The following is a 25,768-nucleotide window of genomic DNA, read 5'->3' as shown; positions in this document are numbered from 1 at the left end:
CGGGGGCAAGCAGGCTCAGGCGATCGTGTGGCCTTCGATGATGCTAAGGTCCACCTCGGCCGAGGCGTCTCGCGCGGCGATGGTGGCTTGGTAAGCCGCGCCGAAATAGCACGCCCGCGCGGTGGCCAGATCGGGGAATTCGACGATGACGGTATGCGGCCGCATCTGACCAGAGACAGTCTGCTGAACTCCGCCAAGCGCAAGAATGCGCCCGCCCTGCTCGGCGATGGCGGGGGCGGCCATGGCGCGGTAGGCGGCATATCCCGCTGGGTCGGTCACGGTGACATGGGCCACCCAGTAGCCATTCGCCTCAGCCAAGATAACCCTCGACGATGCTCAGATCATCGACCGTCACATGGCTGATCCAGCATGCCGTGGGTGTGTCGCTCATCGTCGCCTCCGTTTGGCCCAGCATCGCCGGGTGGGGCGGCGGATGCAACCGCTCAGCCGCGCGCGGCCTTCTCGGCGATGCCCGAGGTGCCCTCGCGCCGCGCAAGCTCGGCCAGAACCTCGTCCAGGCTCACATCCCGCGCGGCCAGCATGACCACGAGGTGATAAAGCACGTCGGCGGCCTCATAGACCAGGTTCTCGCGGTCGTTTTTCGCCGCCGCGATGATCGCCTCGATGGCCTCCTCGCCGAATTTCTCGGCGCATTTCTCGGGGCCCTTTGCGAGAAGCTTCGCGGTCCAGCTGCTGTCCGGGTCCGCCCCCTTGCGCGAGGCGACTGTCGCGGCGAGTTGGTCGAGCGTGTGCATGATCGGCTCCTGTCAGAGGCGGACGGGAATACCCGCGGCGGCCATGTGCTCCTTGGCCTGCCGGATCGTGTATTCGCCGAAATGGAAGATCGAGGCCGCAAGCACCGCCGAGGCGCCGCCTTTGGTCACGCCCTCAACGAGGTGATCGAGGTTCCCGACCCCGCCCGAGGCGATGACCGGAATATTGACCGCATCCGAGATCGCGCGGGTCAATGGCAGGTTGAAGCCTGCCCGCGTGCCGTCCCGGTCCATCGAGGTCAGCAGGATCTCCCCCGCCCCCTTCGATTCCACCAGACGCGCGAATTCGACCGCGTCGATGCCCGTAGGCTTGCGCCCGCCATGGGTGAAGATCTCCCACCGGCCCGGCTCCACGGTCTTGGCGTCGATTGCGACGACGATGCACTGGCTGCCGAAACGGTCGGCGGCCTCAGCAACGACATCGGGGTTCGCCACCGCCGCCGAGTTGAACGAGACCTTGTCGGCCCCCGCCAACAAAAGCGCGCGCACGTCCTGCTGCGTCCGCACCCCGCCGCCCACGGTCAAAGGCATGAAACACTGCTCGGCCGTGCGCGTGACCAGATCGAACATGGTCCCGCGGTTTTCATGGGTCGCGTGAATGTCCAGAAAACACAGCTCGTCCGCTCCGGCCGCGTCATAGGCCTTCGCGGCCTCGACCGGGTCGCCCGCGTCGATCAGATTGACGAAATTGACGCCTTTCACCACGCGCCCATCGGCCACGTCGAGGCAGGGAATGATCCGGGTCTTCAGCATGGGTGGCTCCTTTGGCGCCTACATAAGCCCTGAACGCGCCCGTGGGAAGCACTCGAACCGCACAGCCCTTCTTCTTGGCCCAAATACCTCGGGGGTGAGCCCTGCACGGGCGAGGGGGCAGCGCCCCCTTCACTTAAACCTTCAATGCCGCAAGCGCCGCGGTCAGGTCGAGCGCCCCGTCATAGATCGCGCGCCCCGAGATCGCGCCCGCGATCACGCCGGTGTCGCGCAGGGCGATCAGGTCGGGCAGCGAGGACACGCCGCCCGAGGCGATCACCGGGATCGAGACGGCGCGGGCCAGCGCCTCGGTCGCCTCGATATTCGGACCGGTCATCGCGCCGTCGCGCATGATGTCGGTGTAGATGATCGCGGCCACGCCCGCGTCCTCGAAGCTGCGCGCCAGATCGGTGACCATCACGTCGGTCTCTTCGGCCCAGCCTTTCGTAGCCACGCGGCCGTTGCGGGCGTCGATGCCCACCGCGACTTGGTTCGGGAAGGCCCGCGCGGCCTCGCGAACGAGGGTCGGGTTCTCGACCGCCACGGTGCCCAGGATCACGCGGGCAAGGCCCTTGTCCAGCCAGCGCTCGATCGTGGCCATGTCGCGGATGCCGCCGCCAAGCTGGGCCGGCACCTTGATGCGCGCCAAGATCGCCTCGACCGCCGCCGCGTTGACAGGTTCACCGGCGAAGGCGCCGTTCAGGTCCACGAGATGCACCCATTCGCAGCCCGCGGCCTCGAATTTCGCGGCCTGCGCGGCCGGGTCGTCGCCGAACACGGTGGCCTTGTCCATCTCGCCATGCAGCAGGCGCACGCATTGGCCGTCCTTGAGGTCGATCGCGGGGTAGAGGATCATCGGTATCTCCTTCGTCTTGCGCGCCTCTTGCCATGCGATTTCCCTTCGGGCAAGGCGCGGCGGCGCTACGCCACGTCATTCTTGCCGGGAATCGACGCCCATGCCCTCCTGCGCACGGAGTTTTGGAGGAGACACCATGAAAACCACCCTTCTTGCGGCCGCGCTTGCGCTGGCCGCAGGCAACGCTTTCGCAGACCCGATCGAAGGGCTGTGGCGGACCCAGCCCGATGACGGCGCATTCGCCCATGTGAAGATCGCGCCCTGCGGGCCGAACTACTGCGGCATCATCGTCAAAAGCTTCAACGACAAGGGCGAGTACAAATCGCCCAACGAAGGCAAGATGATCGTGATCGACATGGCGTCGAAGGGCGAGGGCGCCTACCAGGGGCAGGTCTGGCGACCGTCGAACGGCAAGACCTACCTAGGCAAGATCGGGCTGAATGGCGATGCGATGAAACTGGCAGGTTGCGTGGCTGGCGGCTTGTTCTGCGCCAAGCAAAGCTGGACGCGGATCAAGTAAGCGAAAAAGGGCGCCTCCGGGCGCCCTTTCCTTATGGTTTCCAGTTCAGGAAGTTCGAGATGATCCGCAGACCCACCGCCTGCGATTTTTCCGGGTGGAACTGGGTGCCCACCATATTGTCGCGCCCTACGATGGCGGTGATCGGACCGGCATAGTCGGCATGGGCGAGCAGGTGCTCGGGGCGTTCTACCACGAAGTGGAAGCTGTGCACGAAATAGGCGTGATCGCCGGTCTGCACGCCCTCAAGCACCGGGTGCGGGCGGTCGATCACCAGATCGTTCCAGCCCATATGCGGCACTTTCAGGGTGGTATCGGCGGGCTCGATATGGCGCACCTCGCCGGGGATCCAGCCGAAGCCCTCGGTCGGTTCGAACTCAAGCCCGCGCGTGGCCATCATCTGCATGCCGATGCAGATGCCCATGAAGGGCTTGCCCTGCTTGTGCACGCCTTCCTCAATCGCCTCGAAGAGGCCCGTGAAGCGGTCAAGCGCGCGGCGGCAGGCCGGAAAGGCGCCGTCGCCCGGCAGCACGATCCGGTCGGCCTTGGCGACCACGTCAGGCTCCGAGGTCACGACGATGGTGCCGTGGCCGGCCTCATGCGCCATCCGCTCGAACGCCTTCTGGGCTGAGTGCAGGTTGCCCGAGTCGTAATCGACCAGCGCCGTCAGCATCAAAGCGCCCCTTTGGTCGAGGGCAGGATGCCAGCTGTGCGCGGATCGACCTCGACGGCCATGCGCAGCGCGCGGGCGACCGACTTGAAGGCCGCCTCGGCGATGTGGTGGCTGTTGAAGCCATGCACGCGGTCGATGTGCAGCGTGATGCCGCCATTGGTCGAGAGCGCCTGGAAGAACTCGCGCACCAGCTCGGTGTCGAACGTGCCGATCTTCGGCGTGGGCATGTCGCAATTCCACACGAGGTAGGGGCGCGCCGAGAGGTCGAGCGCGCATTGCACCTGCGTGTCATCCATCGCCAGGGCGAAGTGGCCGTAGCGGCGGATGCCCTTCTTGTCGCCAAGCGCCTTCACCAGGGCCTGACCGAGCGCGATGCCGGTGTCCTCGACCGTGTGGTGGTCGTCGATATGCAGATCGCCCTTGGCGCGGATCACCATGTCGATCAGCGAGTGCCGGGCCAGCTGATCCAGCATGTGATCGAAGAAGCCCACGCCGGTCTGGTTGTCATAGCTGCCCGTGCCGTCGAGATTGATCTCGACCGAGATTTCGGTTTCGGCGGTTTTCCGGGTGATGGTGGCGGTCCGCATCGTCGTCCTTCCCAAGGGGTTACGGGGCCTTATAGGCCGCGCGCGCGGGCTTGTTAAGCGTTAAGCGCCTGTTGCACGGAGGGCGTCATTCGGGCAATCTGAACTACATAGTTCAGATATTGGGGCGACGATGGATATTCTCTGGATAAAAGCGGCGCATCTGGCGGGGTTTGCGGGCTGCGTACTGGCCTCGGGGGCCAAGAACCTGCTCTTGCGCGCGCGGCGGATCGAGGGGGCGGGGCTCGCGCGGCTGGTGGCGCTCGACAAGGTCTCGGGCCTCTCGGCACTGGTGATCCTGGCAAGCGGGGTGGCGATGGCGGGTTGGCTTGGGCGGATGCCGGGCGAGGCGGCGGGGCTGGGGCTGCTGGCTACCAAAGTCGCGGTGTTCGTGCTGGCCTCGGGCGCGGTCCTTACCACGAAACCTGTGCTGCGCCGCGCGCGGCAGGCGGGCGTTCTGATCCCCGATCGCGGGCTGCGCTTGCGGCTGGGGTTCGATTTCGGCGCCGTTCTCTGCATCGCGCTGCTTGGGCTTTGGCTGGTGCATGGGCTGGCCTAACCACCTGCCGGATAACAAAAAACCTCCCAGAAGGGAGGCTTTTTGTAATGGAGCGGGCGATGAGATTCGAACTCACGACCCTAACCTTGGCAAGGTTATGCTCTACCCCTGAGCTACGCCCGCGTCCTTGGGTACTGTCCGAACTGGAGCGGGCGATGAGATTCGAACTCACGACCCTAACCTTGGCAAGGTTATGCTCTACCCCTGAGCTACGCCCGCGCTACCGGTTCGGTGGAGGCGGATTTAGGGGATAGAGCGGGGGGCTGCAAGAGGAAAATTCGCGCGACCCGCGAAAAAACTTTTCCGCCCCATGCGGGCGGGGATCAGGCCAGAACCGCGGCAAGGGCCGAGGCGGCAAGCGACAGGAAGGTCAGCGCCATTCCGGCCACCCGCGCGGCAAAGGGGCCGCGCCAGCCCACCGCCCATGCGTGCAGCACACGCCCGGCCAGCAGGGCTGCGCCCGCGAAATGCAGCGCCGGGGCAGGGGCCTGCGCAAGCTCGGCCATCAGCAGCAGAACAAGCCCCATCGGTGCGAATTCGGCGCAATTGCCATGCGCCCGCACGCGCCCGCGCAACTCGGGATCATTGCCGTCACCCAGAGAGATTCGCTGCGCCTTGCGGTAATTGATGACCCGCGCAGAGAGCGCGATGAACAGCGCGGTCAGGGGCAGGGCGTAAAGCGGTGTGACCATGGGGCCTCGCGGAAAGGAAACGGCCCGCCGGAGGGGCGGGCCGTGTGGGTCATTCCAATTCGATCAGCAGATCCTTGGCGTCGATCTGCGCGCCGGGGGTGACGTGCAGGGCCTTCACCACCGCCGTTCGGTCGGCATGGATACCGGTCTCCATCTTCATCGCCTCGATGGTCAGCAGCAGATCGCCGGCGTGGACCTTTTGACCCAAAGTGACGGCCACGCTCGCGACCGAGCCGGGCATCGGCGCGCCGATGTGGTTGGCGTTGCCGGTCTCGGCCTTCGGGCGCGCCTTGGTCTGCGCCTTGACCGCCCGGTTCGGCACACGCACCGCGCGCGGCTGGCCATTAAGTTCGAAGAAGACCTTAACCTCGCCCGCCTCGTCGGTCTCGCTCATGGTCTGGTAGCGGATCTCGAGCGTCTTGCCGGGGTCGATCTCGGCCGAGATCTCGTGGCCCTGCTCCATCCCGTAGAAGAAGACCGGGGTCGGCAGGGTGCGCACCGGGCCATACTGGCGGTGGCGGCCCATGTAGTCGAGGAACACTTTGGGATACATCAGGTAGCCCGCCAGGTCCTCGTCATCGACCGCATAGCCATTCAGTTCCGCCGAGAGCTTGGCGCGGGTTTCCTCGAGGTCCACGGCGGGCAGGTGCTTGCCGGGGCGCTCGGTCGAGGGTTTCTCGTCCTTCAGCACCTTGCGGGTGATGCCCTCGGGCCAGCCGCCGGGCGGTTGGCCCAGGTTGCCGCGCAGCATGTCCACGACCGAGTCGGGGAAGGCCACGTCCTTGGCGGGATCGAGCACGTCCGATTTCGAAAGACCCTGCGCCACCATCATCAGTGCCATGTCGCCGACGACCTTCGAGGACGGCGTCACCTTCACGATATCGCCAAAGATCTGGTTGGCGTCGGCATAGGCCTGCGCGACCTCGTGCCAGCGCTCTTCAAGGCCAAGGCTACGCGCCTGCGCCTTGAGGTTGGTGAACTGGCCGCCGGGCATTTCGTGCAGGTAGACCTCGGAGGCTGGGGCCTCGAGCCCGCTTTCAAACGCCGTGTACTGGTGGCGGACGCCTTCCCAGTAGTTCGACATCCGGCGGATCGCGTCGATGTCGAGGCCGGTGTCGCGCTCGGTATGGGCCAGCGCCTCGACGATCGAGCCAAGGCAGGGCTGCGAGGTGCCGCCCGAGAAGGCGTCCATCGCCGCATCGACCGCATCGACGCCCGCGTCGGCTGCCGCAAGGATCGTCGCACCCGCGATGCCCGAGGTGTCATGCGTGTGGAAGTGGATCGGCAGATCGACCTCGTCCTTCAGCGCCTTGATCAGCGCCCGCGCGGCGGCGGGCTTGAGCAGCCCGGCCATGTCTTTCAGGCCCAGAACATGGGCGCCGGCGGCCTCAAGCTCCTTGGCCATGCCGACGTAGTATTTCAGGTCATACTTTGCGCGGTCGGGGTTCAGGATGTCGCCGGTGTAGCAGATCGTGCCTTCGCAGACCTTCTCGGCCTCGACCACGGCATCCATCGCTACGCGCATGTTCTCGACCCAGTTCAGGCTGTCGAAGACGCGGAACACGTCAACCCCGGTGGTCGCGGCCTGTTTCACGAAAAACTGCACCACGTTGTCGGGGTAGTTCGTGTAGCCCACACCATTCGAGGCGCGCAGCAGCATTTGCGTCATGACGTTGGGCATGGCCGCGCGGATGTCGCGCAGGCGCTGCCAGGGGCATTCCTGCAAGAAGCGGTAGGCCACGTCGAACGTCGCCCCACCCCAGCACTCGACCGAGAACAGGTCGCCCAGGTTCGCCGCATAGGCGGGCGCCGCCTTGATCATGTCGATCGAGCGCATACGCGTCGCCAGCAGCGACTGGTGCCCGTCGCGCATCGTCGTGTCGGTCAGCAGCAGTTTCTTCTGCGCTTTCATCCAGTCGGCGACGGCTTTCGGGCCCTGCTCATCAAGCAGGTTGCGCGTGCCGGGCAGGACCGGGCCTTTCAGCTCGGGCAGGCGGGGCGGCTTGGCCTCGGCGGAGGGCTTGGGGCGGCCTGCGGTCTCGGGGTGACCGTTGACCGAGATGTCGGCGATATAGGTCAAGATCTTGGTTGCCCGGTCGCGGCGCTTCTTGAACTGGAAGAGCTCGGGCGTCGTGTCGATGAACTTCGTCGTGTAGCTCATGTCCAGGAAGGTCGGATGCTTGAGCAGGTTGATGACGAAGTCGATATTGGTCGAAACGCCCCGGATCCGGAATTCGCGCAGGGCGCGGTCCATGCGGGTGATCGCCTGCTCGGGCGTTTGCGCCCATGCGGTGACCTTCACCAGAAGCGAGTCGTAGTAGCGCGTGATGACGCCTCCCGCATAAGCAGTGCCGCCATCAAGGCGAATGCCCATGCCGGTGGCCGAGCGATAGGCAGTCAGGCGACCATAATCGGGGATGAAGTTGTTCTGCGGGTCTTCGGTCGTCACGCGGCACTGGAGCGCGTGGCCGTTCAGATGCACGTCGTCTTGCGCGGGCACGCCCGTGGCGGCGGCCAGCGTCGCGCCCTCGGCGATCTTGATCTGGGCCTGCACGATGTCGATGCCGGTGACCTGCTCGGTCACGGTATGCTCGACCTGAACACGCGGGTTCACCTCGATGAAGTAGAACTGCTGGCTGTCCATATCCATCAGGAATTCGACGGTGCCCGCGTTCTGGTAGCCAACCGCGCGGCCGATCTTGAGCGCAAGCTCGCAGACCTCGGCGCGTTGTTCGGCGTTCAGATAGGGGGCGGGCGCGCGCTCGACGACCTTCTGGTTGCGGCGCTGCACGGTGCAGTCGCGCTCATAGAGGTGATAGAGGCCGCCATGCGTGTCACCCAGAAGCTGAACCTCGACGTGGCGCGCGCGCAGGATCATCTTTTCCAGATAGCCCTCGCCGTTGCCAAAGGCGGCCTCTGCCTCGCGCCGGCCTTCGCGGACCTTCTCAACCAGTTCATCGGGGCCAAGGATCGGGCGCATGCCGCGACCGCCGCCGCCCCAGCTGGCCTTGAGCATCAGCGGATAGCCGATCTCGGCGGCTTCCGTCTTGATCGCGTCGAAATCGTTGCCCAGCACTTCGGTTGCGGGGATTACCGGCACGCCCGCAGCGATCGCCACGCGCCGCGCCGAGGCCTTGTCGCCAAGCGCGCGCATGGTTTCGGGCTTGGGGCCGATGAAGGCGATACCCGCCTTGGCGCAGGCCTCGACGAAATCGGGGTTCTCCGACAGCAGGCCGTAGCCGGGGTGAATGGCGTCCGCGCCCGATTCCTTGGCCACCCGGATGATCTCGGGGATGCTGAGATAGGCGCCGACCGGGCTGAGGCCTTCGCCGATGCGATAGGCCTCGTCCGCCTTGAAGCGGTGCAGGGAGAGCTTGTCTTCCTCGGCATAGACGGCGACCGTCTTCTTGCCCAGTTCGTTCGCGGCACGTAGCACGCGGATGGCAATCTCGCCCCTGTTGGCGACCAGAATCTTCCGGAACATGGCAGTTCTCCCCCGTCTTGATGGCGCAAACCCTAGCTCTGCTGCGGTGCGGCGCAAGAAGAAATTGCGAAATTGAGCAAATTAACTGACCAATTTCGAAAAGTTTGCAAAGTTTACCGTGGGTCAGGGGCAGCAGTTGCACCCATTACGACACACCGCGCGCGGAAACGACATGCGGGCCGCTATTGACAGCGCGCCGAGCGCGCGGGCAAGCAGGGCGCATGATTGATTTGCGCCCCGTGGGCTACATCATCGGATTGCTTGCAGCGGTTCTGGGGTTGGCGATGCTGATTCCGGCTCTGGTCGATTACATGTCGGGGGACGAGCATTGGCGCGCCTTCGTCGAGGCCGCGATCATCAGCGCGACGGCGGGCGGGCTGCTGGCAATGGCTTCGGCCAGCGGGATGCGCCAGATGCTGACCATTCCGCAAAGCTTCCTGATGACCTCGACCGTCTGGGCGATTCTGCCCGCCTTCGGCGCCTTGCCCTTCATGATCGGCGCGCCGGGGCTGAGCTTTACCGACGCCTATTTCGAGGCGATGTCGGGCCTGACCACCACCGGCACCACCGCCATCCCAGAGCTGGACACGCTGCCTGCGGGCGCGAACCTGTGGCGGGGTATCCTGCAATGGCTCGGTGGTCTGGGGATCATCATTGTGGCGATGATCTTCTTGCCGGTGATGAAGGTCGGCGGGATGCAGTTCTTCCGCTCGGAGGGCTTCGATACCCTGGGCAAGATCCTGCCGCGCGCCATGGATATCTCGCGTGCGCTGATCCGCATCTATGTGGGGCTGACGCTGGCCTGCGCGCTGGTCTATGGCGCGCTCGGGATGACCGCTTTCGACGCGGCGGTGCATGCGCTGACCACGGTCTCGACCGGTGGGTTCTCGAATTACGATGCCAGTTTCGCGGTCTATTCGGGGGCGCCGGAATATGCGGCGTCGTTCTTCATGCTGCTGGCGGCCATGCCGTTCATCCGGTTTGTCCAGGTGGTGCAGGGCAATGTGGGGCCGCTGTGGCGCGATCCGCAGGTGCGGGCCTTCCTGCGCTGGCACGCCTACGCGATCGGTGTAATCGTGCTTTACCGGCTCTTTCGCCACGAGGCCGAGTTCTGGCCGACCCTGCGCGAGGTGACGTTCAACGTCGTCTCGACCTTCACGGGCACAGGCTATGCGTCCGAGGACATCACGAAATGGGGGCATCTGGCCTTTGTCGTGCTGATCATCACCGGGCTGATCGGGGGCTGCACCTCCTCGACGGGCTGCTCGGTCAAGGTGTTCCGCTACCTGATCCTGTTTGAGGCCATCAAGACCCAGATCCGGCGGTTGCACAGCCCGCATCGCGTGGCGCGCGTGAATTACGCGGGCCGACCCGTCGAGGATGAGGTCGTGAACTCGGTCATCGCCTTCTTCTCGCTGTTCATCCTGACCTTCGGCCTGCTCATCGTGGGGCTGTCGCTGACCGGGCTTGAGACCAAGACTGCCCTGACCGCCGCCTGGACAGCCATAGCCAATGTCGGACCGGCCTGGGGGCCGGAGGTGTCGGGCAACGGCGCCATCAACGCCTTCCCTGAAACCGCCAAATGGCTGATGTCGATCGGCATGTTCCTCGGGCGGCTGGAGCTGATGTCGGTCTTCGTCCTGCTGCTGCCCCGCTTCTGGCGGGCCTGAGGGGCGCGCGGCCCCTCGGGGCAGATCACTTCCAGCAGGCGACGCGGACGGTCAGTTGCTGCGCGCGCGCCGCGATATCCTCGGCCGCGATAGAGCCAGAGGGCTCGGAGGCAACGGGGGCGTAGCCGTTCTCGGTCAGGTGCGCGACGATGTCGAAGCTGCGCAGGGCCTGCGCCAGATCCTCGGGCAACAGCTTGTCGGGCGTGGCCTCGGAGGGCAGCAGCATCCCGACAACCGCGCCGCTCGTATCCAGAACCGGGCCGCCTGCGTCGCCGGCAAGGGTGCGCACCGCAAGGCGCGCGCGACTTGCCTCTCCGGCAAGCCCGCTAAGATCCGACAGGGTCCCGAAGCTGAGGACCGGTGCCGAAAGCGCCTCGGGGTAGGAGAACCCGGCTACCGCGATTTCGCTGCCAAGGCGCGGCTCGGCGGGTTGGAAGGCCGCGACGGCCGCAGGCGCCAGCGGCTTTTGCGGGCGCAACACGGCCAGCCCTAGCACCTCATCTGTATAGGCCAGATCCGCCATGTGATCCTCGACCGTGATCCGACCGCAGGCTTTCAGCCCGGCGGCGGCGGTCAGCACGGCCCCATCGGCCGCGATGAAAAAGCCCGAGCGAGCAAATTCCGGGTGGCGCTGATCCAGCCCGGCCATCAGCGCCGAACGCTCCACCGCCAGCGGCTTGCCAAGCGTGGCATCCAGCGCCTTGTTGCCCAAGGGGCGGAAGCTGGTTTTCATCGCCTCAAGCACCCGCGCCATGCGCTCGGCCTGATCGGCGGGATAGACCAGCGTGAAGCCCTTGATCAGCCCGCCCGACAGCTCGGCCTGGGTATAGGAGTGAATGCGGTCGTTTTGGCCGGTCAGCAGGAAGGACGAGCGTTCACGCTTGCGCTCGCCCGCCATGGGCACGATTTCGAGCGTCTGCATCGCGTCATAGAGGCCAAAGAGGCCGTTCTGGTCGCCCTGCTGCGAGATCAGCAGCACGGTCACGCCCGAGCCATCCTTGGCGCGGTAATGCACGAAGGGCGCGTCGTAATGGTCGAACTCGACCAGTCCCAACGGCAGCTCGATGGCGATCCCGGCCTCGGGCTCGTCGATGGCACTCAGGCCCAGGGCCGCGCGCTCAGCGGTAACGGCGCCCAGAAGTTGCGCCTGCTGTGCCGAGGCCAGAACACCCGTCGCCTCATAACCATTGGCCTGCTGCCAAGCGCCGATCGAGGCGCGGGTGCCGCGGCCAAAAGCGCCGTCAATGGTCGCGCTATAGAAGCCACGCCATTGCAGCGCGGACTGAATTTCCATCCGCGTCTCGGCGCTCAGCGCGGCCTCGAGCCTGCGGGACTCGGCCAGCGTTTCGACCGGGGCGGGGGCCTCGGCCCCGGGGGGCTCTGCGGCCGGGGTGGGTTCGGCTGCAACCGGCGCGGCGGGTTGAGCCACCGGGGCAGGGGCCGCGCCCGTGGGCCAGAACTGCTCGCGGAAGCGGCTGCCGTTCGAGACATAGCTGTCAGGCGGGATCATCCGCTCGCCGCGCAGCACGCGCAGTTGCGAATCGGCCTCGGCCTCATCGGCATAGGGACCAAGCGCGATGGCAAACCAGCCGGTGGACATGGCAAAGCCCGAGACCGCAGGCAGGGTCGAGGACCAGTCGCGGGCGCGCTCTTGCGCCTGATCGAGCGTGGGGCGGGCCTCGATCTGGACCCAGGCGGGTTCCGCCCAGCCGGTTCCGGTCCAGACCATCCCGGTCAGACCTGCCGCTACCACAACCGAAACCGCCCTGCGCACCAATCTCATGCCTCAAAACCTCTTTCTGGCCTTCGCCTTTATGCGGGCAAGTTAGCAACTCTTGCGCCCGCGTCACCCCCAAAGCGCAGCTTTTTGCCCGCAGTGTGGCCACGCGCCCCCTTGCCCCCGTTGACCCCCGCGCGCCCCTTGCCTAGAGAGAGGGCGCTTTCAGCAAAAGGTGAGCCATGACGAAACCCGCAGCCCCCCGTTCGTTCCAGGAAATCATCCTGCGCCTTATGAACTATTGGGCCTCGAAAGGCTGTGCGGTCTTGCAGCCCTACGACATGGAAGTGGGCGCGGGCACGTTCCACCCGGCCACCACGCTGCGCGCGCTTGGCTCGCGCCCCTGGGCTGCGGCATATGTGCAGCCCTCGCGCCGCCCGACCGACGGCCGCTATGGCGAGAACCCGAACCGCTTGCAGCACTACTATCAATACCAGGTGCTGATCAAACCGAGCCCGCCGAACCTGCAAGAGCTGTATCTGGGCTCGCTTGAGGCCATCGGCATCGACCTTGATCTGCACGATATCCGCTTCGTCGAGGATGACTGGGAATCCCCGACCCTTGGCGCCTGGGGTCTGGGCTGGGAGGTCTGGTGCGACGGCATGGAAGTGTCGCAGTTTACCTATTTCCAGCAGGTCGGCGGCCATGACTGCAAGCCCGTCTCGGGCGAGCTGACCTACGGGCTTGAGCGCCTTGCGATGTATGTTCTGGGTATCGACCACGTCATGGACATGCCTTTCAACGCGCCTGACGCGCCGATCCCGCTGAGCTATGGCGACATCTTCCGCCAGACCGAGGAAGAATACAGCCGCCACAATTTCGACGGCGCCACAACCGACATGCTGCTGCGCCACTTCGAGGATGCCGAGGCCGAATGCGAGCGCCTGCTGGCCTTCGAGCCCGCCGACCCGAACTCGGGCAAGCGCATCGTTATGGCGCATCCGGCCTATGACCAGTGCATCAAGGCCTCCCACCTCTTCAACCTGCTCGATGCGCGGGGCGTGATCTCTGTCACCGAGCGGCAGGCCTATATCGGCCGCGTCCGCGCGCTAGCCAAGAAATGCGCCGATGCCTTCGTGCAGACCGAGGCTGGCGGCTGGACCGCCGAGGTGACGGCGTGAATGGCAAGCTGGTCGGGGGTGCGATCGTGCTGAGTGCGCTGATCACGGGGGCCGCGGTCTGGTATCTCCAGGTTTACGGCTTTTACGACAAGCTGGAGGCCACCGCGCCCGCAGCCGAGATCCGGCTGACCTCGGTCGTGACCGGCCAGCCCGAGCCGATCCTGGCCGAGGGCTTTGAGGGCATCGACGCCGACAGCTCGCCCCTGCGGTTCCGCAGCTGCTTCCGCACGCCGCTGTCGCTGGCGCTGCTGACCGAGACATTCGAGGTCTATGAGGCGGCCACCCCTCTCAACGCACCGGGCTGGTTCGGCTGTTTCGATGCCGCGCGTATCGGTGCCGATCTTGAGGCCGGGGCCGCGGTCGCCTTCCTCTCTGAACATGACATCAAGCCCGGCGTTGACCGGGTCGTTGCAATCTATCCCGATGGCCGCGCCTATGCCTGGCATCAGCTGAACGACGAAGCGGAGAAGTGACATGGCTGATCTTCTGATTGAACTCTTCTCCGAGGAAATCCCCGCCCGGATGCAGAAGAAGGCCCGCGAGGACCTGAAGAAACTGGTCACCGACGGGCTGGTCGAGGCCGGGCTGCATTACGCCCATGCCGAGGCGCTCTCGACCCCGCGCCGGCTGTGCCTGGCTATCGAAGGCCTCAGCCTCGAAAGCCCCACCCTGCGCGAGGAACGCAAGGGCCCCGCGACCAGCGCGCCGGAGAAGGCCATCGAGGGCTTCCTGCGCTCGACTGGCTTGACGCTTGAGCAGCTTGAGGTGCGCGACGACAAGAAGGGCCAGGTCTATTTCGCCGTGGTCGAAAAGCCCGGCCGCGCCGCGCCCGAGATCGTGGCCGAGGTGCTGGAAAAGACGATCCGCAACTTCCCCTGGCCGAAGTCGATGCGTTGGGGCGCGGGCAGCCTGCGCTGGGTGCGCCCGCTGCACTCGATCCTGTGCATCCTGTCCAGCGAGGCCGGGGCCGAGGTTGTGCCGCTCGACGTGGACGGTATCGTTTCGGGCAACACCACCGAAGGCCACCGCTTCATGGCGCCGGGCCGTTTCGCGGTGTCGAGCTTTGACGATTACGCCGCCAAGCTGAAGGCCGCCAAGGTCATCCTCGACAGCGCCGAGCGCGAAGAGATGATCTGGCACGAGGCCAAGACGCTGGCCTTCGCGCGCGGGCTTGAGCTGGTCGAGGATGCGGGCCTGCTGGCCGAGGTTGCGGGCCTTGTCGAATGGCCCGTCGCGCTGATGGGCGACATTGCCGATCAGTTCCTCGCGCTGCCGCCCGAGGTGCTGCAAACCTCGATGAAAGAGCACCAGAAATTCTTCTCGGTGAAGAACCCGAAAACCGGCCGGATCGAGGGCTTCGTCACAGTCGCCAACCGCGAAACCGCCGACCATGGCGCGACGATCCTCAAGGGTAACCTCAAGGTGCTCTCGGCCCGTCTGTCGGATGCCAAGTTCTTCTGGGAGCACGATCTGCGCATCGTCAAGACCGAGGGGCTGGAGGGCATGGGCGCGGGCCTGGCCAACGTGACTTTCCACAACAAGCTGGGCAGCCAGGCCGCGCGGATCGAGCGCATTGAGGCGCTGGCGCGCGAGATCGCGCCGCTGGTCGGCGCCTCGCCCGATCTGGCCGCCGAGGCCGCGCGGGTGGTGAAGGCCGACCTGCGCTCGGCCATGGTGGGGGAATTTCCAGAACTTCAGGGGCTGATGGGCAGCTATTACGCCCGCGCGGCGGGCCTGCCCGAGGCAGTTGCGGCAGCCTGCAAGGGCCACTACTCACCGCTTGGTCCCTCGGACGAGGTGCCGAGCGAGCCGGTGACGGTGGCCGTGGCGCTGGCCGACAAGATCGACACGTTGACCGGGTTCTGGGCCATCGACGAGAAGCCTACGGGCTCGAAAGACCCCTTTGCCCTGCGTCGCGCGGCGCTTGGGGTGATCCGGCTGGTGCTGGCGAATGGCGTGCGGGTGAATCTTCTCGCTGTTTTGGAGCAATCTATTCTTCGTCTTCTGGACGAAGCTTTTTCAGCCCGGGCATCGGGTACAAGCGCTGATTGGCTCGAAACATGGAGCCGATTTGGCGCAGAAGACCCCAATGTGCCAGCGAAAATGCTTCGTAACTTTAAGAAGTTTTTGCTGATTGAATTCGCTGGTGAGCGATTGAAAGCAGAGGGCAAAGATGAAATCGCAGAATTGGTTCTTGGAGCGAAGAACTGGAATCCTTCGGCAGCGTATGACGAAGATGACCTCATCTCCTTCTTCCACGACCGCCTCAAGGTCCACCTGCGCGACGAGGGCATTCGCCACGACGTGATCGACGCGGTGCTGGCGATGCCCGGCTCTGATGACCTGACGCTGGTTGTCAAGCGGGCCGAGGCGCTTTCGGCCTTCCTCAAGACCGAGGATGGCGGCAACCTGATCCAGGGCTTCAAGCGCGCCAACAACATCCTGTCCCAGGCCGAGGCCAAGGACGGGGTCGAATACAGCTTTGGCGCCGATGCCAAATTCGCCGAAAGCGATGAGGAACGCGCGCTGTTCGCCGCGCTCGACGCCGCCGAGGCCGCCATCGGCCCCGCGATGCAGGCCGAGGAATTCGGTGCCGCCATGGGGGGCATGGCCGCCCTGCGCGCCCCGATCGACGCCTTCTTCGAGGCCGTTCAGATCAACTCGGACAACGAGATCGTGCGCCGTAACCGGCTCAATCTGCTCTCGCGCATCCGCCAGATCTGCCTGAGCGTGGCCGACCTGACCCGCATCGAGGGCTAAGCCTTTCGGCCCGGCCGTGCCCTAGCGGCAACGGCCGGGCCGCCGCCTTCCCCGGTCATCGAATTGTCGTACTTGCGCGGGGCGGATTTCCGCCTATTCTGCACGGGGCTTAGGGGCGCGCTGCAATGCAGAAAAATGAAGAACTCGAAGATTTCGTGGAGCTTTCGCCGGGCGCGGACGTGATGGTCGCACGCCACGGCTGGCGCGCGAAATGCTTGCAGCGCCTGATCCGGCTTGATCTGCCCGTGCCGCACACCATCGCGCTACCCTGCGAGGCGGTGCGCGCCATCGCCTCGGGCCAGATGCCCGATACCCGCGCGCTTGCCGCGTCTTTCGGGCCGAATTTCCTCGTGTCGGTGCGTTCGAGCCCGGAAAACCCGGAATGGGGCGGGCCGGGGACGGTGCTGAACGTCGGCATGAACGATATCGTGCATCAGGCGCTGATCGAGAGCCACGGGCGCGAGGCGGCCGATGCGCTCTATCTGCGCTTCGTGCAGAATTACGCGACCCACGTGGCGCGGCTTGACCCCGACATGTTCCATGACGAGCCGGGCCCCGATGCGCTGTCGCGCGCCCTTGCGGCCTATGAGGCCGAGATGGACGAGCCTTTCCCGCAAGACCCCGCCCGCCAGATGGGCGAGGTGCTGCGCTCGATGGCCCGCGCATGGGAGGGCACGACCGCGCGCCTCTTGCGTCAGGCCAAGGGTGCGCCGATCGACGCCGTTCTGGGGCTGGTCGTGCAGGAGATGGCGCTTGGCATCGGGCCGGGGCTGTCAGGCTCGGGCACCATGCAATTCGTGGATTCGGTGACCGGCGGGCCGCGCATCACCGGGCGTTTCCGGGGGCAAAGCCAGGGCCGCAAGGCCTCGGTCGAGACGCTCTATCTGACCTGCGACCCGCGCGGTGCCTCGCTTGAGGAGACATCGCCCGAGGTGTTCGAGGAACTCAAGCGATACGGCAATGCCTGCCGCGAGCGGTTGCGCGAGGAAATGCAGCTGGAGTTCGCCATCGAGAGCGGCAAGGTCTCGATCATCGACGCGGTGCGGGTGCAGCGCTCGTCGCGCGCGGCCGTCAAGATCGCGGTGGCGCTGGCCGAGGATGGCGTGATCTCGCGCGAGGATGCGCTGCTGCGCGTCGAGCCGCGGGCGCTGTCGGAACTGCTGCACTACCAGGTCGATCCGCGTGCCCCGCGCGACCGGATCGCGCGCGGGATTGGTGCCTCTCCGGGGGCCGCGACGGGCAAGATCGTGTTTACCGCAGCTGCCGCGCAGGCCGCGGCCGCGCGGGACGAACGTTGTATCCTCGTGCGCCGCGAAACCGTCCCCGAGGATATTCGCGGGATGCATGCGGCCGTTGCCGTGCTGACCGAGCGGGGGGGCATGACCTCGCATGCCGCGGTGATCGCGCGCGGTCTGGGCCTGCCCTGTATCGTGGGCTGCGCCGATATCCAGATCAACCCGCGCGAGCGCGTCTTCCGTGGCCCTGCCGGGCGGCTCTTCCGCGAGGGTGAGGTGATCACCGTCGACGGAACCAACGGCGAGGTTCTGGTCGGCGCCGCCGAGATGCTGGAGCCGGCGCTTGATGACGGGTTCCGCACCCTGCTGCACTGGGCCGACAACGTGCGCGATATCGGCGTGCGCGCCAATGCCGACACACCCGACGACGCCCGCACCGCGCGCATGTTCGAGGCCGAGGGTATCGGCCTTGCGCGGACCGAGCACATGTTCTTCGACGAAGACCGCCTGACGGTGATGCGCGAGATGATCTTTGCCGATACGGCCAATGACCGCCGTGTGGCGTTGGAGCGGCTGTTGCCGATGCAGCGCGCAGACTTCATGGCGCTCTTTGACATCATGGCGGGCCTGCCGGTCTGCATCCGCCTGTTCGACCCGCCGCTCCACGAATTCCTGCCGCATGATCGCGAGGGGATGCGTGAGCTGGCCGAGGCGCTCGACCGTCCGCTCTCCGAGGTGACCCGCCGCGTCGAGGCACTGAGCGAGTTCAACCCGATGCTGGGGATGCGTGGCGTTCGTCTGGGCGTGACCGTGCCTGAGATTTACGACATGCAGGCCCGCGCGATCTTTGAAGCGACCGTCGAGGCCAGCCGGCGCGGCGCCCCCGTGGTACCCGAGGTGATGATTCCGCTCGTCTCCGCCGCGCGCGAGGTCGAGATCGTCAAGACCCGGATCGACGCTGTTGCTTCCGCCGTGAAGACCGAGATGAAGGCCGAGTTCACCTATCGCCTCGGTGTCATGGTGGAAACGCCGCGCGCCGCGTTGCGCGCGGGCGAGATTGCCGAACATGCGCATTTCCTGTCTTTCGGCACGAACGACCTGACGCAGATGACCTACGGCCTGTCGCGCGACGATGCCGGGCGCTTCATGTCGACCTATGTCAATCAGGGCGTCTATGCCGAGGATCCGTTCCACATTCTCGACGTCGAGGGCGTGGGCGAGTTGCTCCTGATCGGGGCAGGGCGGGGCCGTGCGGTGAGCGAAGATGTCACGATCTCGGTCTGCGGCGAACATGGCGGCAACCCCGAATCGATAGCCTTCTGCCGGGCTGCGGGCTTCGATTACGTCTCGTGCTCGCCCTTCCGGGTGCCGGTTGCACGCCTCGCGGCGGCGCATTTCGCGCTGCTCGCGCCGAAGAACCGTACATGGCTCTAATCGTTAAAAAACCCTCCGATTCTACTGGCGCTAACAAAATCTAGTGGGTATTCGTAGGTATGGTCCGCGAAAGCGAATCACCTCCCCCTATAGGCAAGAAACCGCCACTTTTGTGGCGTGAGCCGTCTATTTTCTGATCGCTGGGTGGACATATCCGCCCGAGCGGGATAACGCATGCCGGTCGCGGCTTCGGCCGGGGCGATTGTCCTTATCGGAAGATAAACATGTCAGTGCTGAAAAGCTGGACGGGGGGCGCTGTTGTCCTCCTGGCCCTTGCCGGAGGCTTGCGTGCCGAAGTTACGGTAAGCCAGTCGAATGATCCCTCGGGGATGCCGGCCCAAGAGCTGGTTTCGATGCTGGTGCAGGAGCGCTCGGGTCTGGGCGCACTCTCGGCGAGTCGCATAACCGCGCTCACCACAACCCCTCGTGCGAAGGGCGCCAAAGGCGTGCCGGCGCAAATCACCGCGGAATGGCTGGAGACTCAGCCCGCCGCGACCGGGGGTGAGCAATTCCAATGCCTTGCTCAGGCTGTCTACCACGAGGCCCGCGGTGAGGGCGTCGAGGGGCAGGTGGCCGTGGCCGAGGTGATCCTTAACCGCGTAGATGATCCGCAGTTCCCCAAGACGGTTTGCGGTGTTGTCCATCAGGGCAACAGCCGGGGCTGCCAGTTCAGCTGGGTCTGTGATGGCAAGTCGGACGCGATCCGCAATGCCACCGTCTATGCCTCCATCGAAAAGATCGCCCGTGCAATGCTGGATGGCGCGCCGCGCGATCTGACGGACGGAGCGACCTATTTCCATACGCCCGCCGTGCGTCCCTCCTGGTCCAAGCGTTTCGTGAAAACGGCGCGGATCGGGGCGCATATCTTCTACCGCGCGCCGCTGCGGACGGCCTCGAACTGAGGTCGCGAACGGCCACTTGCGTGACGTTTCGGGGTGGGCCTTGGCCCACCCTTTTTCTATAGTCCCGCCGAACGGAACGGAGCGCCCAGTGACCAGCGATATTTCCCTTGCCTTTGCCCATCCCGAAGAGCGGGCGCTGGCCTCGGCGACGGCGGACCCGCGCGACCGGATCAGCCTGCGTGACCATATCGTTAGCGCTGATATCGGGGCGTTTCAGCAGGAACGCGGCCACACGCAGCGGCTGCGCTTCAACGTCGTGGTAGAAGTGCGCGCCGCGCCGACTCCGCTTGAGGATGACGTGGATCGCATCCTCTCCTATGACCGGATCACCGAAGCAATCGCCTCGGAACTGGCCGACGAGCGTCTTAACCTTCTGGAAACGCTGGCTGAACGCGTGGCCGAGCGTATCCTGGCCGAACCCCAGTCGATGCGCGTCTTCGTGCGGATCGAAAAGCTTGACCGCGGCCCCGGCGCGCTTGGGGTCGAGATCGTGCGCTCGCGCGCCAGCCTTCCGGTGCACACGAGCGATGAGCACGGGGCCGAAGCGCTGCATCCGGTTGTGGCCTATCTGTCGAACGCCGCGATTGCGGCCGAAGATCTGGGCGCGCGGCTCGATGCACTTCAGGCGGGCGGTGCGCCTGTGATCCTGACGGTCGGTCTGCCTGATATTGCGCTGCCCGAGACCGGCCAGCGCCCGACGCAGCGCCGCATCGACCTGCTGGCGATCGAGCAGAACGCCTGGGTTCTGGCCGCGCGCGATCCGCGTTGTGTCGTCGTCGCGACCCGGACCGAGATCGACTGGGCGATGAAGCATGGCCAGATGGTGGTCTGGGCGCCCTCGAAGATCGTTCTTGATGCCGTGGATGGCCCGAAGGGCTCGGCGCGCGATGCGGTGGCACTATCGCTATGGCTGGCCGAGCAGATGGCCGCCGAGCGGCTGGAGCTTCACGGGGATGTTTCAGTTCCGGCAGGAAGCCGCGTGCCGGTGCTGCGCAAGGCGCTCTGAGCCTTGCCAAGGCCGGGCGCTTGCGCTCAAAGGGGCGCATGGAAAAGCTCTATTATCGTCCGATTGTTCAGACCGATGCTGCGCGCCCCGATGAGGCGCTGACCCTTGCCGGCGGCTGGGCCTGGTTCACCGAGGTCGAGCAGATCGCCCGGGGCGGCGCGCGCGAGATCATCCCCGCCGTGCATCTGCCCTTTGACGTGGCCGAGCGCCTGACAGCGCGCCGTGCGCCCGTGGCGGGTCTGGGCATGGAAAGCCCCAAGATCATGGGTATCCTGAACCTGACGCCTGACAGTTTTTCGGACGGAGGGCGTTTCGACGATTTCGACGCCGCGCTGGAACGTGCCGAGACGCTGATCGAGGCGGGGGCCGATATTCTCGATATCGGCGGCGAATCCACCCGCCCCGGCGCGCAGGAAGTGCCCGAGGATGAGGAAATCGAGCGCACGGCGCCGGTCATCGCGGCCCTGCGTGACGAGGGCTTCTCGGCCCCGATTTCCATCGATACCCGCAAGGCGATGGTCGGTGATGCGGCGGTCGAGGCCGGGGCGGATATGCTCAACGATGTCTCGGCGATGGAGTTTGACCCGGCGATGGCGGAATTGGCCGCGATCACCGGTCTGCCGATCTGCCTGATGCATGCCCAGGGCCTGCCCGAGACCATGCAGGATGACCCGAGCTATGGCGATGTGCTGCTTGATGTCTACGACTACCTCGAAGAGCGCATCGAACTGGCCGAGGCCAGCGGCATCCTGCGCGACCGGATCGTGGTCGATCCCGGCATCGGCTTTGGCAAGACGCTCCAGCACAACCTGACGCTCTTGCGCGGGCTGAGCTTGTTTCATGCGCTCGGCTGCCCGATCCTGCTGGGCGTGTCACGCAAGCGTTTCATCGGGACCATCGGCGGGACCGAGGCGGCCGACGCCCGCGCTCCCGGAACCCTGGCGGTCACTCTGATGGGGCTGGGGCAGGGTGCGCAGATCCACCGCGTGCACGATGTGGCCGAAATCGCGCAGGGGCTGCGGCTCTGGCGCGCAATAACAGAGGGTTACGAGGAATGAGCAGAAAGCTTTTCGGCACTGACGGCGTGCGCGGCGAGGCCAACAGCTGGCCGATGACCGCCGAGATGGCGCTGCGTCTCGGCGGCGCGGCGGGGCGCTACTTCCGGCGCGACAGCTCGGACCGGCACCGCGTGGTGATCGGTAAGGACACGCGCCTCTCGGGCTATATGCTGGAGAACGCGCTGACGGCGGGTCTGACCTCGACGGGGATGAACGTGCTGTTGCTCGGCCCGGTGCCGACGCCGGCGGTGGGCTATCTGACCCGCTCGATGCGCGCCGATCTGGGCATCATGATCTCGGCCAGCCACAACCCGGCCAAGGACAACGGCATCAAGTTCTTCGGGCCGGACGGGTTCAAGCTGTCGGATGAGGCCGAGGCCGAGATCGAGGCCATCGTCGCGGGCGAGATCCGTCTGGCGCAGCCGATGAACATCGGGCGCGCGAAGCGCATCGATGACGGGCTGGGGCGCTATGTCGAGTATGCAAAGACCACTTTCCCGGCGCGAGGGCGTCTGAGCGGCCTCAAGGTTGTTGTCGATTGCGCCAATGGCGCCGCCTATAAGGCCGCGCCCGAGGTTCTGTGGGAACTTGGCTGCGAGGTGATCCCGGTCGGCGTCAGCCCGAATGGCACGAATATCAACGATAAATGCGGCTCGACCTACACCCAGACCGCGGCCGAGGCCGTGGTCGCCCATGGCGCCGATCTGGGCATCGCGCTCGATGGCGATGCGGACCGGGTGATGATCCTGGATGAGACCGGGCGCGTGGCTGACGGCGATCAGATCATGGCGCTTTTTGCCTGCCGTTGGGCCGATGCCGGGCTTTTGCGCGGCGGGACGCTGGTGGCGACGGTGATGTCGAACCTTGGGCTGGAACGCTTCCTGGACGGTCGTGGCCTCCGGCTGGAGCGCACGAAGGTTGGCGACCGCTACGTGGTAGAGCGAATGCGCGAGGGCGGTTTCAACCTAGGCGGCGAGCAATCGGGTCATATCGTCATGACCGATTATGCCACCACGGGCGACGGCTTGATGGCCGGGCTGCAATTCCTCGCCGCTATGGCGGAAACGGGGTTACGCGCCTCGGAACTGGTGCGGCAGTTCGAGACTGTCCCACAATTGTTGAAAAATGTGCGTTATCAGGCGGGCCAGGAACCTCTGAGCGCTGATAATGTTCGAAAAGTGATAGCTGAGGCCGAGGCCAGCCTGACCGGAAAGGGCCGGTTGCTGATCCGCAAGTCGGGAACCGAGCCTCTGATCCGCGTCATGGCGGAATGCGAGGACGAGGCGATCCTGACGCAGGCGGTGGATGGAATCGTTGCGGCGGTGGAGGCGGCGACGGCCTGAGGCTGTCTGCCAAATCCCATTTTCGCGAACGGTTTACGCCGAGAGGCTCATCCAAGCATAACCCAGAAGCCCTGCGGCCTCCGCGAGCGTCCAGAGGATGCCGGTGATGCGCCAGCCCTTCGGGCCGGGCGTCGAGACGGTTGCAGCGATCAGCGCCCGCAGGATGGCGATGCGGTAGATCCCCATGATCCCCGCAAAGACCTGTAGCGTCGGCAGCATCGCGACCGGGTTAGACATCGCGAGGATCATCGCCAGCATCACCAGCGCGGGCACGACCCATAGCAGGATGCCATAGTTGCCCAGCCAGAACGTGTCACCAGGGCTCAGGCGACCTGAAAGCAGGCGCGCAAACCATTTCGGCGTAAAGATTTTCGCGCGTTCGGCGGCGATCGCGTCGAGCTCTTTTTGCGGCATGTCCATCGGGTGTCTCCTTTGGCGGCGACCCTAGAAAGAAAAGGGGCGCCCCGCAAGGCGCCCCCGGTGATGCGAATGGCCGTAGCTTAGTTGCGGGCCTTGTCCACCATCTTGCCCTTGGCGATCCAAGGCATCATGGCGCGCAGCTTGGCACCGACCTGCTCGATCTGGTGCTCGTCGTTGATGCGGCGGGTGGCCTTGAAGAAGGGCTGGCCAACAGCGTTTTCCTGCATGAAGTCACGCACGAACTTGCCGGTCTGGATGTCGGTCAGGACGTCCTTCATCGCTTTCTTGGTCTGCTCGTAGGGCAGAATGCGCGGGCCCGAGACATACTCGCCATACTCGGCGGTGTTCGAGATCGAGTAGTTCATGTTCGCGATGCCGCCTTCGTAGATCAGGTCCACGATCAGCTTCACTTCATGCAGGCACTCGAAATAGGCCATTTCCGGCTCGTAGCCAGCTTCCACGAGGGTTTCGAAGCCCATGCGGATCAGCTCGACCAGACCGCCGCACAGCACGGCCTGCTCGCCGAACAGGTCGGTTTCGCATTCCTGACGGAAGTTGGTCTCGATGATGCCCGAGCGGCCGCCACCGATGGCCGAGCAGTAGGACAGAGCGATGTCCTGCGCCTTGCCGGTCGCGTCGTTGTGGACCGCGAACAGGCACGGCACGCCGCCGCCCTTAGTGTATTCGCCGCGCACGGTGTGGCCCGGGCCTTTCGGAGCCATCATGATGACGTCGATGCCGGGCTTCGGCTCGATCAGGCCGAAGTGGACGTTCAGGCCGTGGGCGAACGCGATCGCCGAGCCTTCACGCAGGTTGTCGTGGACGTATTTCTTGTAGGTCTCGGCCTGAAGTTCGTCGGGCATGGTGAACATGATCACGTCACACCAGGCGGCGGCTTCGGCGATACCCATGACGGTCAGGCCCTCGGCTTCGCACTTCTTGGCCGAGGCCGAGCCTTCGCGCAGCGCGATGGCGACGTTCTTGGCGCCCGAGTCGCGCAGGTTCAGCGCATGGGCGTGGCCCTGCGAGCCGTAGCCCAGAATGGCGACTTTCTTGTCCTTGATCAGGTTCACATCGCAATCGCGATCATAGTACACGCGCATGGCGGTCCTCCATTGGTTGATGGCGGCAGAATAGAGAGTCTTCGCCGAAATAGCGTTCAATACTTGCTAATTTTGCCTCATGTAGATAAAAGTCATGCTCGCTATTTATGATAGGTGAAAGATTCATGCAGGTTGACGATACGGATCGGCGCATTCTGCGGCAGATGCTGGCTGATCCCGGTCTGGCCATGGCCGAACTGGCAGAGCGTGCGGGCGTGACCGCCGCCACCTGCTGGCGCCGGGTCGAGAAGATGCGCGAAGGCGGGGTGATCCTGGGCGAACAGGCCGTAATCGACTGGCGCGCCCTTGGTTGGGAGGTCGAGGTGAGCCTGCGCTTCACCCTCGACAAGACGCATCCGCGCGCTTTCGACGAATTCATCGCCGCCGCGCGCGAGGTGCCCGAGGTGCTCGAAATCCAGACCTTCCTAGGTCAGACCGATGTGCGCCTGAACGTCATCGCCCGCGACATGCCGCATTACCAGGAGATCTACCGCACGCGCATCCTGACCCTGCCGCATATCGCCGACACCGATGCTCTGATGCTGATCTCGACGATCAAGGACAGCCCGGAGTTGCCGCTATGATCGCGCTCGACGATACCGACCGAGCGATCCTGCGGGCGCTCTCAGCGGATGCCACGGTCAGCGCCGGGGCCATGGGGCGGCAGTTGGGTCTGTCGCAGCCGGCCTGCTGGCGGCGGATCAAGCGGCTTCAGGATGCGGGCATTCTGGCGGGGCGGCGGCTGTTGATCGACCCGGCGGCGCTTGGCTTTGGCGTGACGGTGTTCCTCGGGATCAAGCTGGCGACCAAGGGGCGTGTCAGCCTTGAGGATTTCGAGCGCGCCGCCACCGCCATCCCCGAGGTGCAGGTCGTGCAGCACGTGTTGGGGCTGTTCGACTACCGCCTCAAGGTGCGCGCCCGCGATATCGCGGATTTTGAGCGCGTGCTGCGGCGGCGTGTGATGACCTTGCCGGGCGTGGGGCAGGTTGAGGCCAACGTGGTGCTGTCCGAGGAACGTCGGCCGGGGCCGTTGGGGTAGTTTGCGCGTCGC

Annotated in this window: 24 protein-coding genes and 2 tRNA genes; 13 read left to right on the top strand and 13 right to left on the bottom strand. The window is 65.3% G+C overall.

Annotated elements, in window-relative coordinates:
* Positions 1 to 15: 15 nt before the first annotated feature.
* From LZA78_RS04175 to hisA, 4 genes are all read right to left on the bottom strand, one after another.
* Entirely contained in the window at positions 16 to 318 is a 303-nt protein-coding gene (locus LZA78_RS04175; protein ID WP_233675680.1) for a DUF1330 domain-containing protein, read from the bottom strand.
* Between the two features lie 125 nt (positions 319 to 443).
* On the bottom strand, positions 444 to 755 hold the full coding sequence (locus tag LZA78_RS04170; protein ID WP_233675679.1) for a phosphoribosyl-ATP diphosphatase: 312 nt from the start codon (positions 753 to 755) through the stop codon (positions 444 to 446).
* A 12-nt stretch (positions 756 to 767) separates the two neighbouring features.
* Positions 768 to 1,526, bottom strand: coding sequence for an imidazole glycerol phosphate synthase subunit HisF (gene hisF / locus LZA78_RS04165; protein WP_233675678.1), 759 nt, complete (start codon positions 1,524 to 1,526; stop codon positions 768 to 770).
* A 133-nt stretch (positions 1,527 to 1,659) separates the two neighbouring features.
* Positions 1,660 to 2,379 (bottom strand): 1-(5-phosphoribosyl)-5-[(5-phosphoribosylamino)methylideneamino]imidazole-4-carboxamide isomerase, encoded by a 720-nt coding sequence (gene hisA, locus LZA78_RS04160; protein WP_233675677.1) that lies wholly within the window; start codon positions 2,377 to 2,379, stop codon positions 1,660 to 1,662.
* A 136-nt stretch (positions 2,380 to 2,515) separates the two neighbouring features.
* Here hisA and LZA78_RS04155 point away from each other — a divergent pair, with 136 nt between their 5' ends.
* Positions 2,516 to 2,899 carry a DUF2147 domain-containing protein gene (locus LZA78_RS04155; RefSeq protein ID WP_233675676.1) on the top strand — a complete coding sequence of 128 codons (384 nt, stop codon included), beginning with the start codon at positions 2,516 to 2,518 and terminating at the stop codon, positions 2,897 to 2,899.
* A 31-nt stretch (positions 2,900 to 2,930) separates the two neighbouring features.
* Here the strand turns inward: LZA78_RS04155 and hisH are convergent, their stop codons facing one another.
* Entirely contained in the window at positions 2,931 to 3,569 is a 639-nt protein-coding gene (gene hisH, locus LZA78_RS04150) for an imidazole glycerol phosphate synthase subunit HisH (RefSeq protein WP_233675675.1), read from the bottom strand.
* Positions 3,569 to 4,156, bottom strand: coding sequence for an imidazoleglycerol-phosphate dehydratase HisB (hisB, locus tag LZA78_RS04145; RefSeq protein WP_218628455.1), 588 nt, complete (start codon positions 4,154 to 4,156; stop codon positions 3,569 to 3,571). The genes hisH and hisB overlap by 1 nt, the downstream gene beginning before the upstream one ends.
* A gap of 130 nt (positions 4,157 to 4,286) precedes the next feature.
* Here hisB and LZA78_RS04140 point away from each other — a divergent pair, with 130 nt between their 5' ends.
* Positions 4,287 to 4,712 (top strand): DUF2214 family protein, encoded by a 426-nt coding sequence (locus tag LZA78_RS04140; protein WP_233675674.1) that lies wholly within the window; start codon positions 4,287 to 4,289, stop codon positions 4,710 to 4,712.
* Between the two features lie 48 nt (positions 4,713 to 4,760).
* Here the strand turns inward: LZA78_RS04140 and LZA78_RS04135 are convergent.
* From LZA78_RS04135 to LZA78_RS04120, 4 genes are all read right to left on the bottom strand, one after another.
* Positions 4,761 to 4,835 (bottom strand) — tRNA-Gly (locus tag LZA78_RS04135).
* 21 nt (positions 4,836 to 4,856) lie between these two features.
* Positions 4,857 to 4,931 (bottom strand) — tRNA-Gly (locus tag LZA78_RS04130).
* A gap of 104 nt (positions 4,932 to 5,035) precedes the next feature.
* The gene (locus LZA78_RS04125) at positions 5,036 to 5,404 is read right to left on the bottom strand and encodes an MAPEG family protein (protein WP_233675673.1); all 369 of its coding nucleotides are present in this window, start codon (positions 5,402 to 5,404) and stop codon (positions 5,036 to 5,038) included.
* A gap of 49 nt (positions 5,405 to 5,453) precedes the next feature.
* The gene (locus LZA78_RS04120) at positions 5,454 to 8,888 is read right to left on the bottom strand and encodes a pyruvate carboxylase (protein ID WP_233675672.1); all 3,435 of its coding nucleotides are present in this window, start codon (positions 8,886 to 8,888) and stop codon (positions 5,454 to 5,456) included.
* Positions 8,889 to 9,109: 221 nt separating this feature from the next.
* Between LZA78_RS04120 and LZA78_RS04115 the strand changes: the two genes are divergently transcribed.
* Positions 9,110 to 10,558 carry a TrkH family potassium uptake protein gene (locus tag LZA78_RS04115; protein WP_233675671.1) on the top strand — a complete coding sequence of 483 codons (1,449 nt, stop codon included), beginning with the start codon at positions 9,110 to 9,112 and terminating at the stop codon, positions 10,556 to 10,558.
* 25 nt (positions 10,559 to 10,583) lie between these two features.
* Here the strand turns inward: LZA78_RS04115 and LZA78_RS04110 are convergent, their stop codons facing one another.
* The gene (locus tag LZA78_RS04110) at positions 10,584 to 12,341 is read right to left on the bottom strand and encodes a serine protease (RefSeq protein ID WP_233675670.1); all 1,758 of its coding nucleotides are present in this window, start codon (positions 12,339 to 12,341) and stop codon (positions 10,584 to 10,586) included.
* Between the two features lie 176 nt (positions 12,342 to 12,517).
* Here LZA78_RS04110 and LZA78_RS04105 point away from each other — a divergent pair, with 176 nt between their 5' ends.
* The 8 genes from LZA78_RS04105 (at position 12,518) to glmM (ending at position 23,194) form a co-directional block, all read left to right on the top strand.
* Positions 12,518 to 13,456, top strand: a complete 939-nt coding sequence (locus LZA78_RS04105) for a glycine--tRNA ligase subunit alpha (RefSeq protein ID WP_233675669.1) — start codon at positions 12,518 to 12,520, stop codon at positions 13,454 to 13,456.
* Positions 13,453 to 13,929, top strand: a complete 477-nt coding sequence (locus LZA78_RS04100; RefSeq protein ID WP_218628449.1) for a DUF6446 family protein — start codon at positions 13,453 to 13,455, stop codon at positions 13,927 to 13,929. Before LZA78_RS04105 ends, LZA78_RS04100 begins: the two co-directional genes overlap by 4 nt.
* A gap of 1 nt (position 13,930) precedes the next feature.
* Positions 13,931 to 16,216, top strand: a complete 2,286-nt coding sequence (glyS, locus tag LZA78_RS04095) for a glycine--tRNA ligase subunit beta (protein ID WP_233675668.1) — start codon at positions 13,931 to 13,933, stop codon at positions 16,214 to 16,216.
* Between the two features lie 125 nt (positions 16,217 to 16,341).
* Positions 16,342 to 18,885, top strand: a complete 2,544-nt coding sequence (locus LZA78_RS04090) for a putative PEP-binding protein (protein WP_233675667.1) — start codon at positions 16,342 to 16,344, stop codon at positions 18,883 to 18,885.
* A gap of 224 nt (positions 18,886 to 19,109) precedes the next feature.
* Positions 19,110 to 19,787 carry a cell wall hydrolase gene (locus tag LZA78_RS04085; protein ID WP_233675666.1) on the top strand — a complete coding sequence of 226 codons (678 nt, stop codon included), beginning with the start codon at positions 19,110 to 19,112 and terminating at the stop codon, positions 19,785 to 19,787.
* Between the two features lie 88 nt (positions 19,788 to 19,875).
* Positions 19,876 to 20,793 (top strand): dihydroneopterin aldolase, encoded by a 918-nt coding sequence (locus tag LZA78_RS04080; protein ID WP_233675665.1) that lies wholly within the window; start codon positions 19,876 to 19,878, stop codon positions 20,791 to 20,793.
* 38 nt (positions 20,794 to 20,831) lie between these two features.
* Positions 20,832 to 21,851, top strand: coding sequence for a dihydropteroate synthase (gene folP / locus LZA78_RS04075; RefSeq protein WP_233675664.1), 1,020 nt, complete (start codon positions 20,832 to 20,834; stop codon positions 21,849 to 21,851).
* Positions 21,848 to 23,194 (top strand): phosphoglucosamine mutase, encoded by a 1,347-nt coding sequence (gene glmM / locus LZA78_RS04070; RefSeq protein WP_233675663.1) that lies wholly within the window; start codon positions 21,848 to 21,850, stop codon positions 23,192 to 23,194. The genes folP and glmM overlap by 4 nt, the downstream gene beginning before the upstream one ends.
* A 33-nt stretch (positions 23,195 to 23,227) precedes the next feature.
* On the opposite strand, the gene LZA78_RS04065 is transcribed toward glmM, so the two are convergent.
* On the bottom strand, positions 23,228 to 23,614 hold the full coding sequence (locus tag LZA78_RS04065) for a hypothetical protein (RefSeq protein ID WP_233675662.1): 387 nt from the start codon (positions 23,612 to 23,614) through the stop codon (positions 23,228 to 23,230).
* 80 nt (positions 23,615 to 23,694) lie between these two features.
* The gene (gene ilvC / locus LZA78_RS04060; RefSeq protein ID WP_233675661.1) at positions 23,695 to 24,717 is read right to left on the bottom strand and encodes a ketol-acid reductoisomerase; all 1,023 of its coding nucleotides are present in this window, start codon (positions 24,715 to 24,717) and stop codon (positions 23,695 to 23,697) included.
* A gap of 125 nt (positions 24,718 to 24,842) precedes the next feature.
* Here ilvC and LZA78_RS04055 point away from each other — a divergent pair, with 125 nt between their 5' ends.
* Together LZA78_RS04055 and LZA78_RS04050 are read left to right on the top strand one after the other, a co-directional pair.
* Entirely contained in the window at positions 24,843 to 25,301 is a 459-nt protein-coding gene (locus tag LZA78_RS04055) for an Lrp/AsnC family transcriptional regulator (RefSeq protein ID WP_233675660.1), read from the top strand.
* Positions 25,298 to 25,756, top strand: a complete 459-nt coding sequence (locus LZA78_RS04050; RefSeq protein WP_233675659.1) for an Lrp/AsnC family transcriptional regulator — start codon at positions 25,298 to 25,300, stop codon at positions 25,754 to 25,756. The genes LZA78_RS04055 and LZA78_RS04050 overlap by 4 nt, the downstream gene beginning before the upstream one ends.
* Positions 25,757 to 25,768 lie beyond the last annotated feature (12 nt).

The organism is Rhodobacter flavimaris (genome assembly GCF_021378075.1).
In the GTDB taxonomy this organism is placed as follows: domain Bacteria; phylum Pseudomonadota; class Alphaproteobacteria; order Rhodobacterales; family Rhodobacteraceae; genus Rhodobacter; species Rhodobacter flavimaris.
The sequence above is the reverse complement of the archived record's forward strand: the minus strand, read 5'-3'. Positions and strand labels throughout refer to the sequence as shown.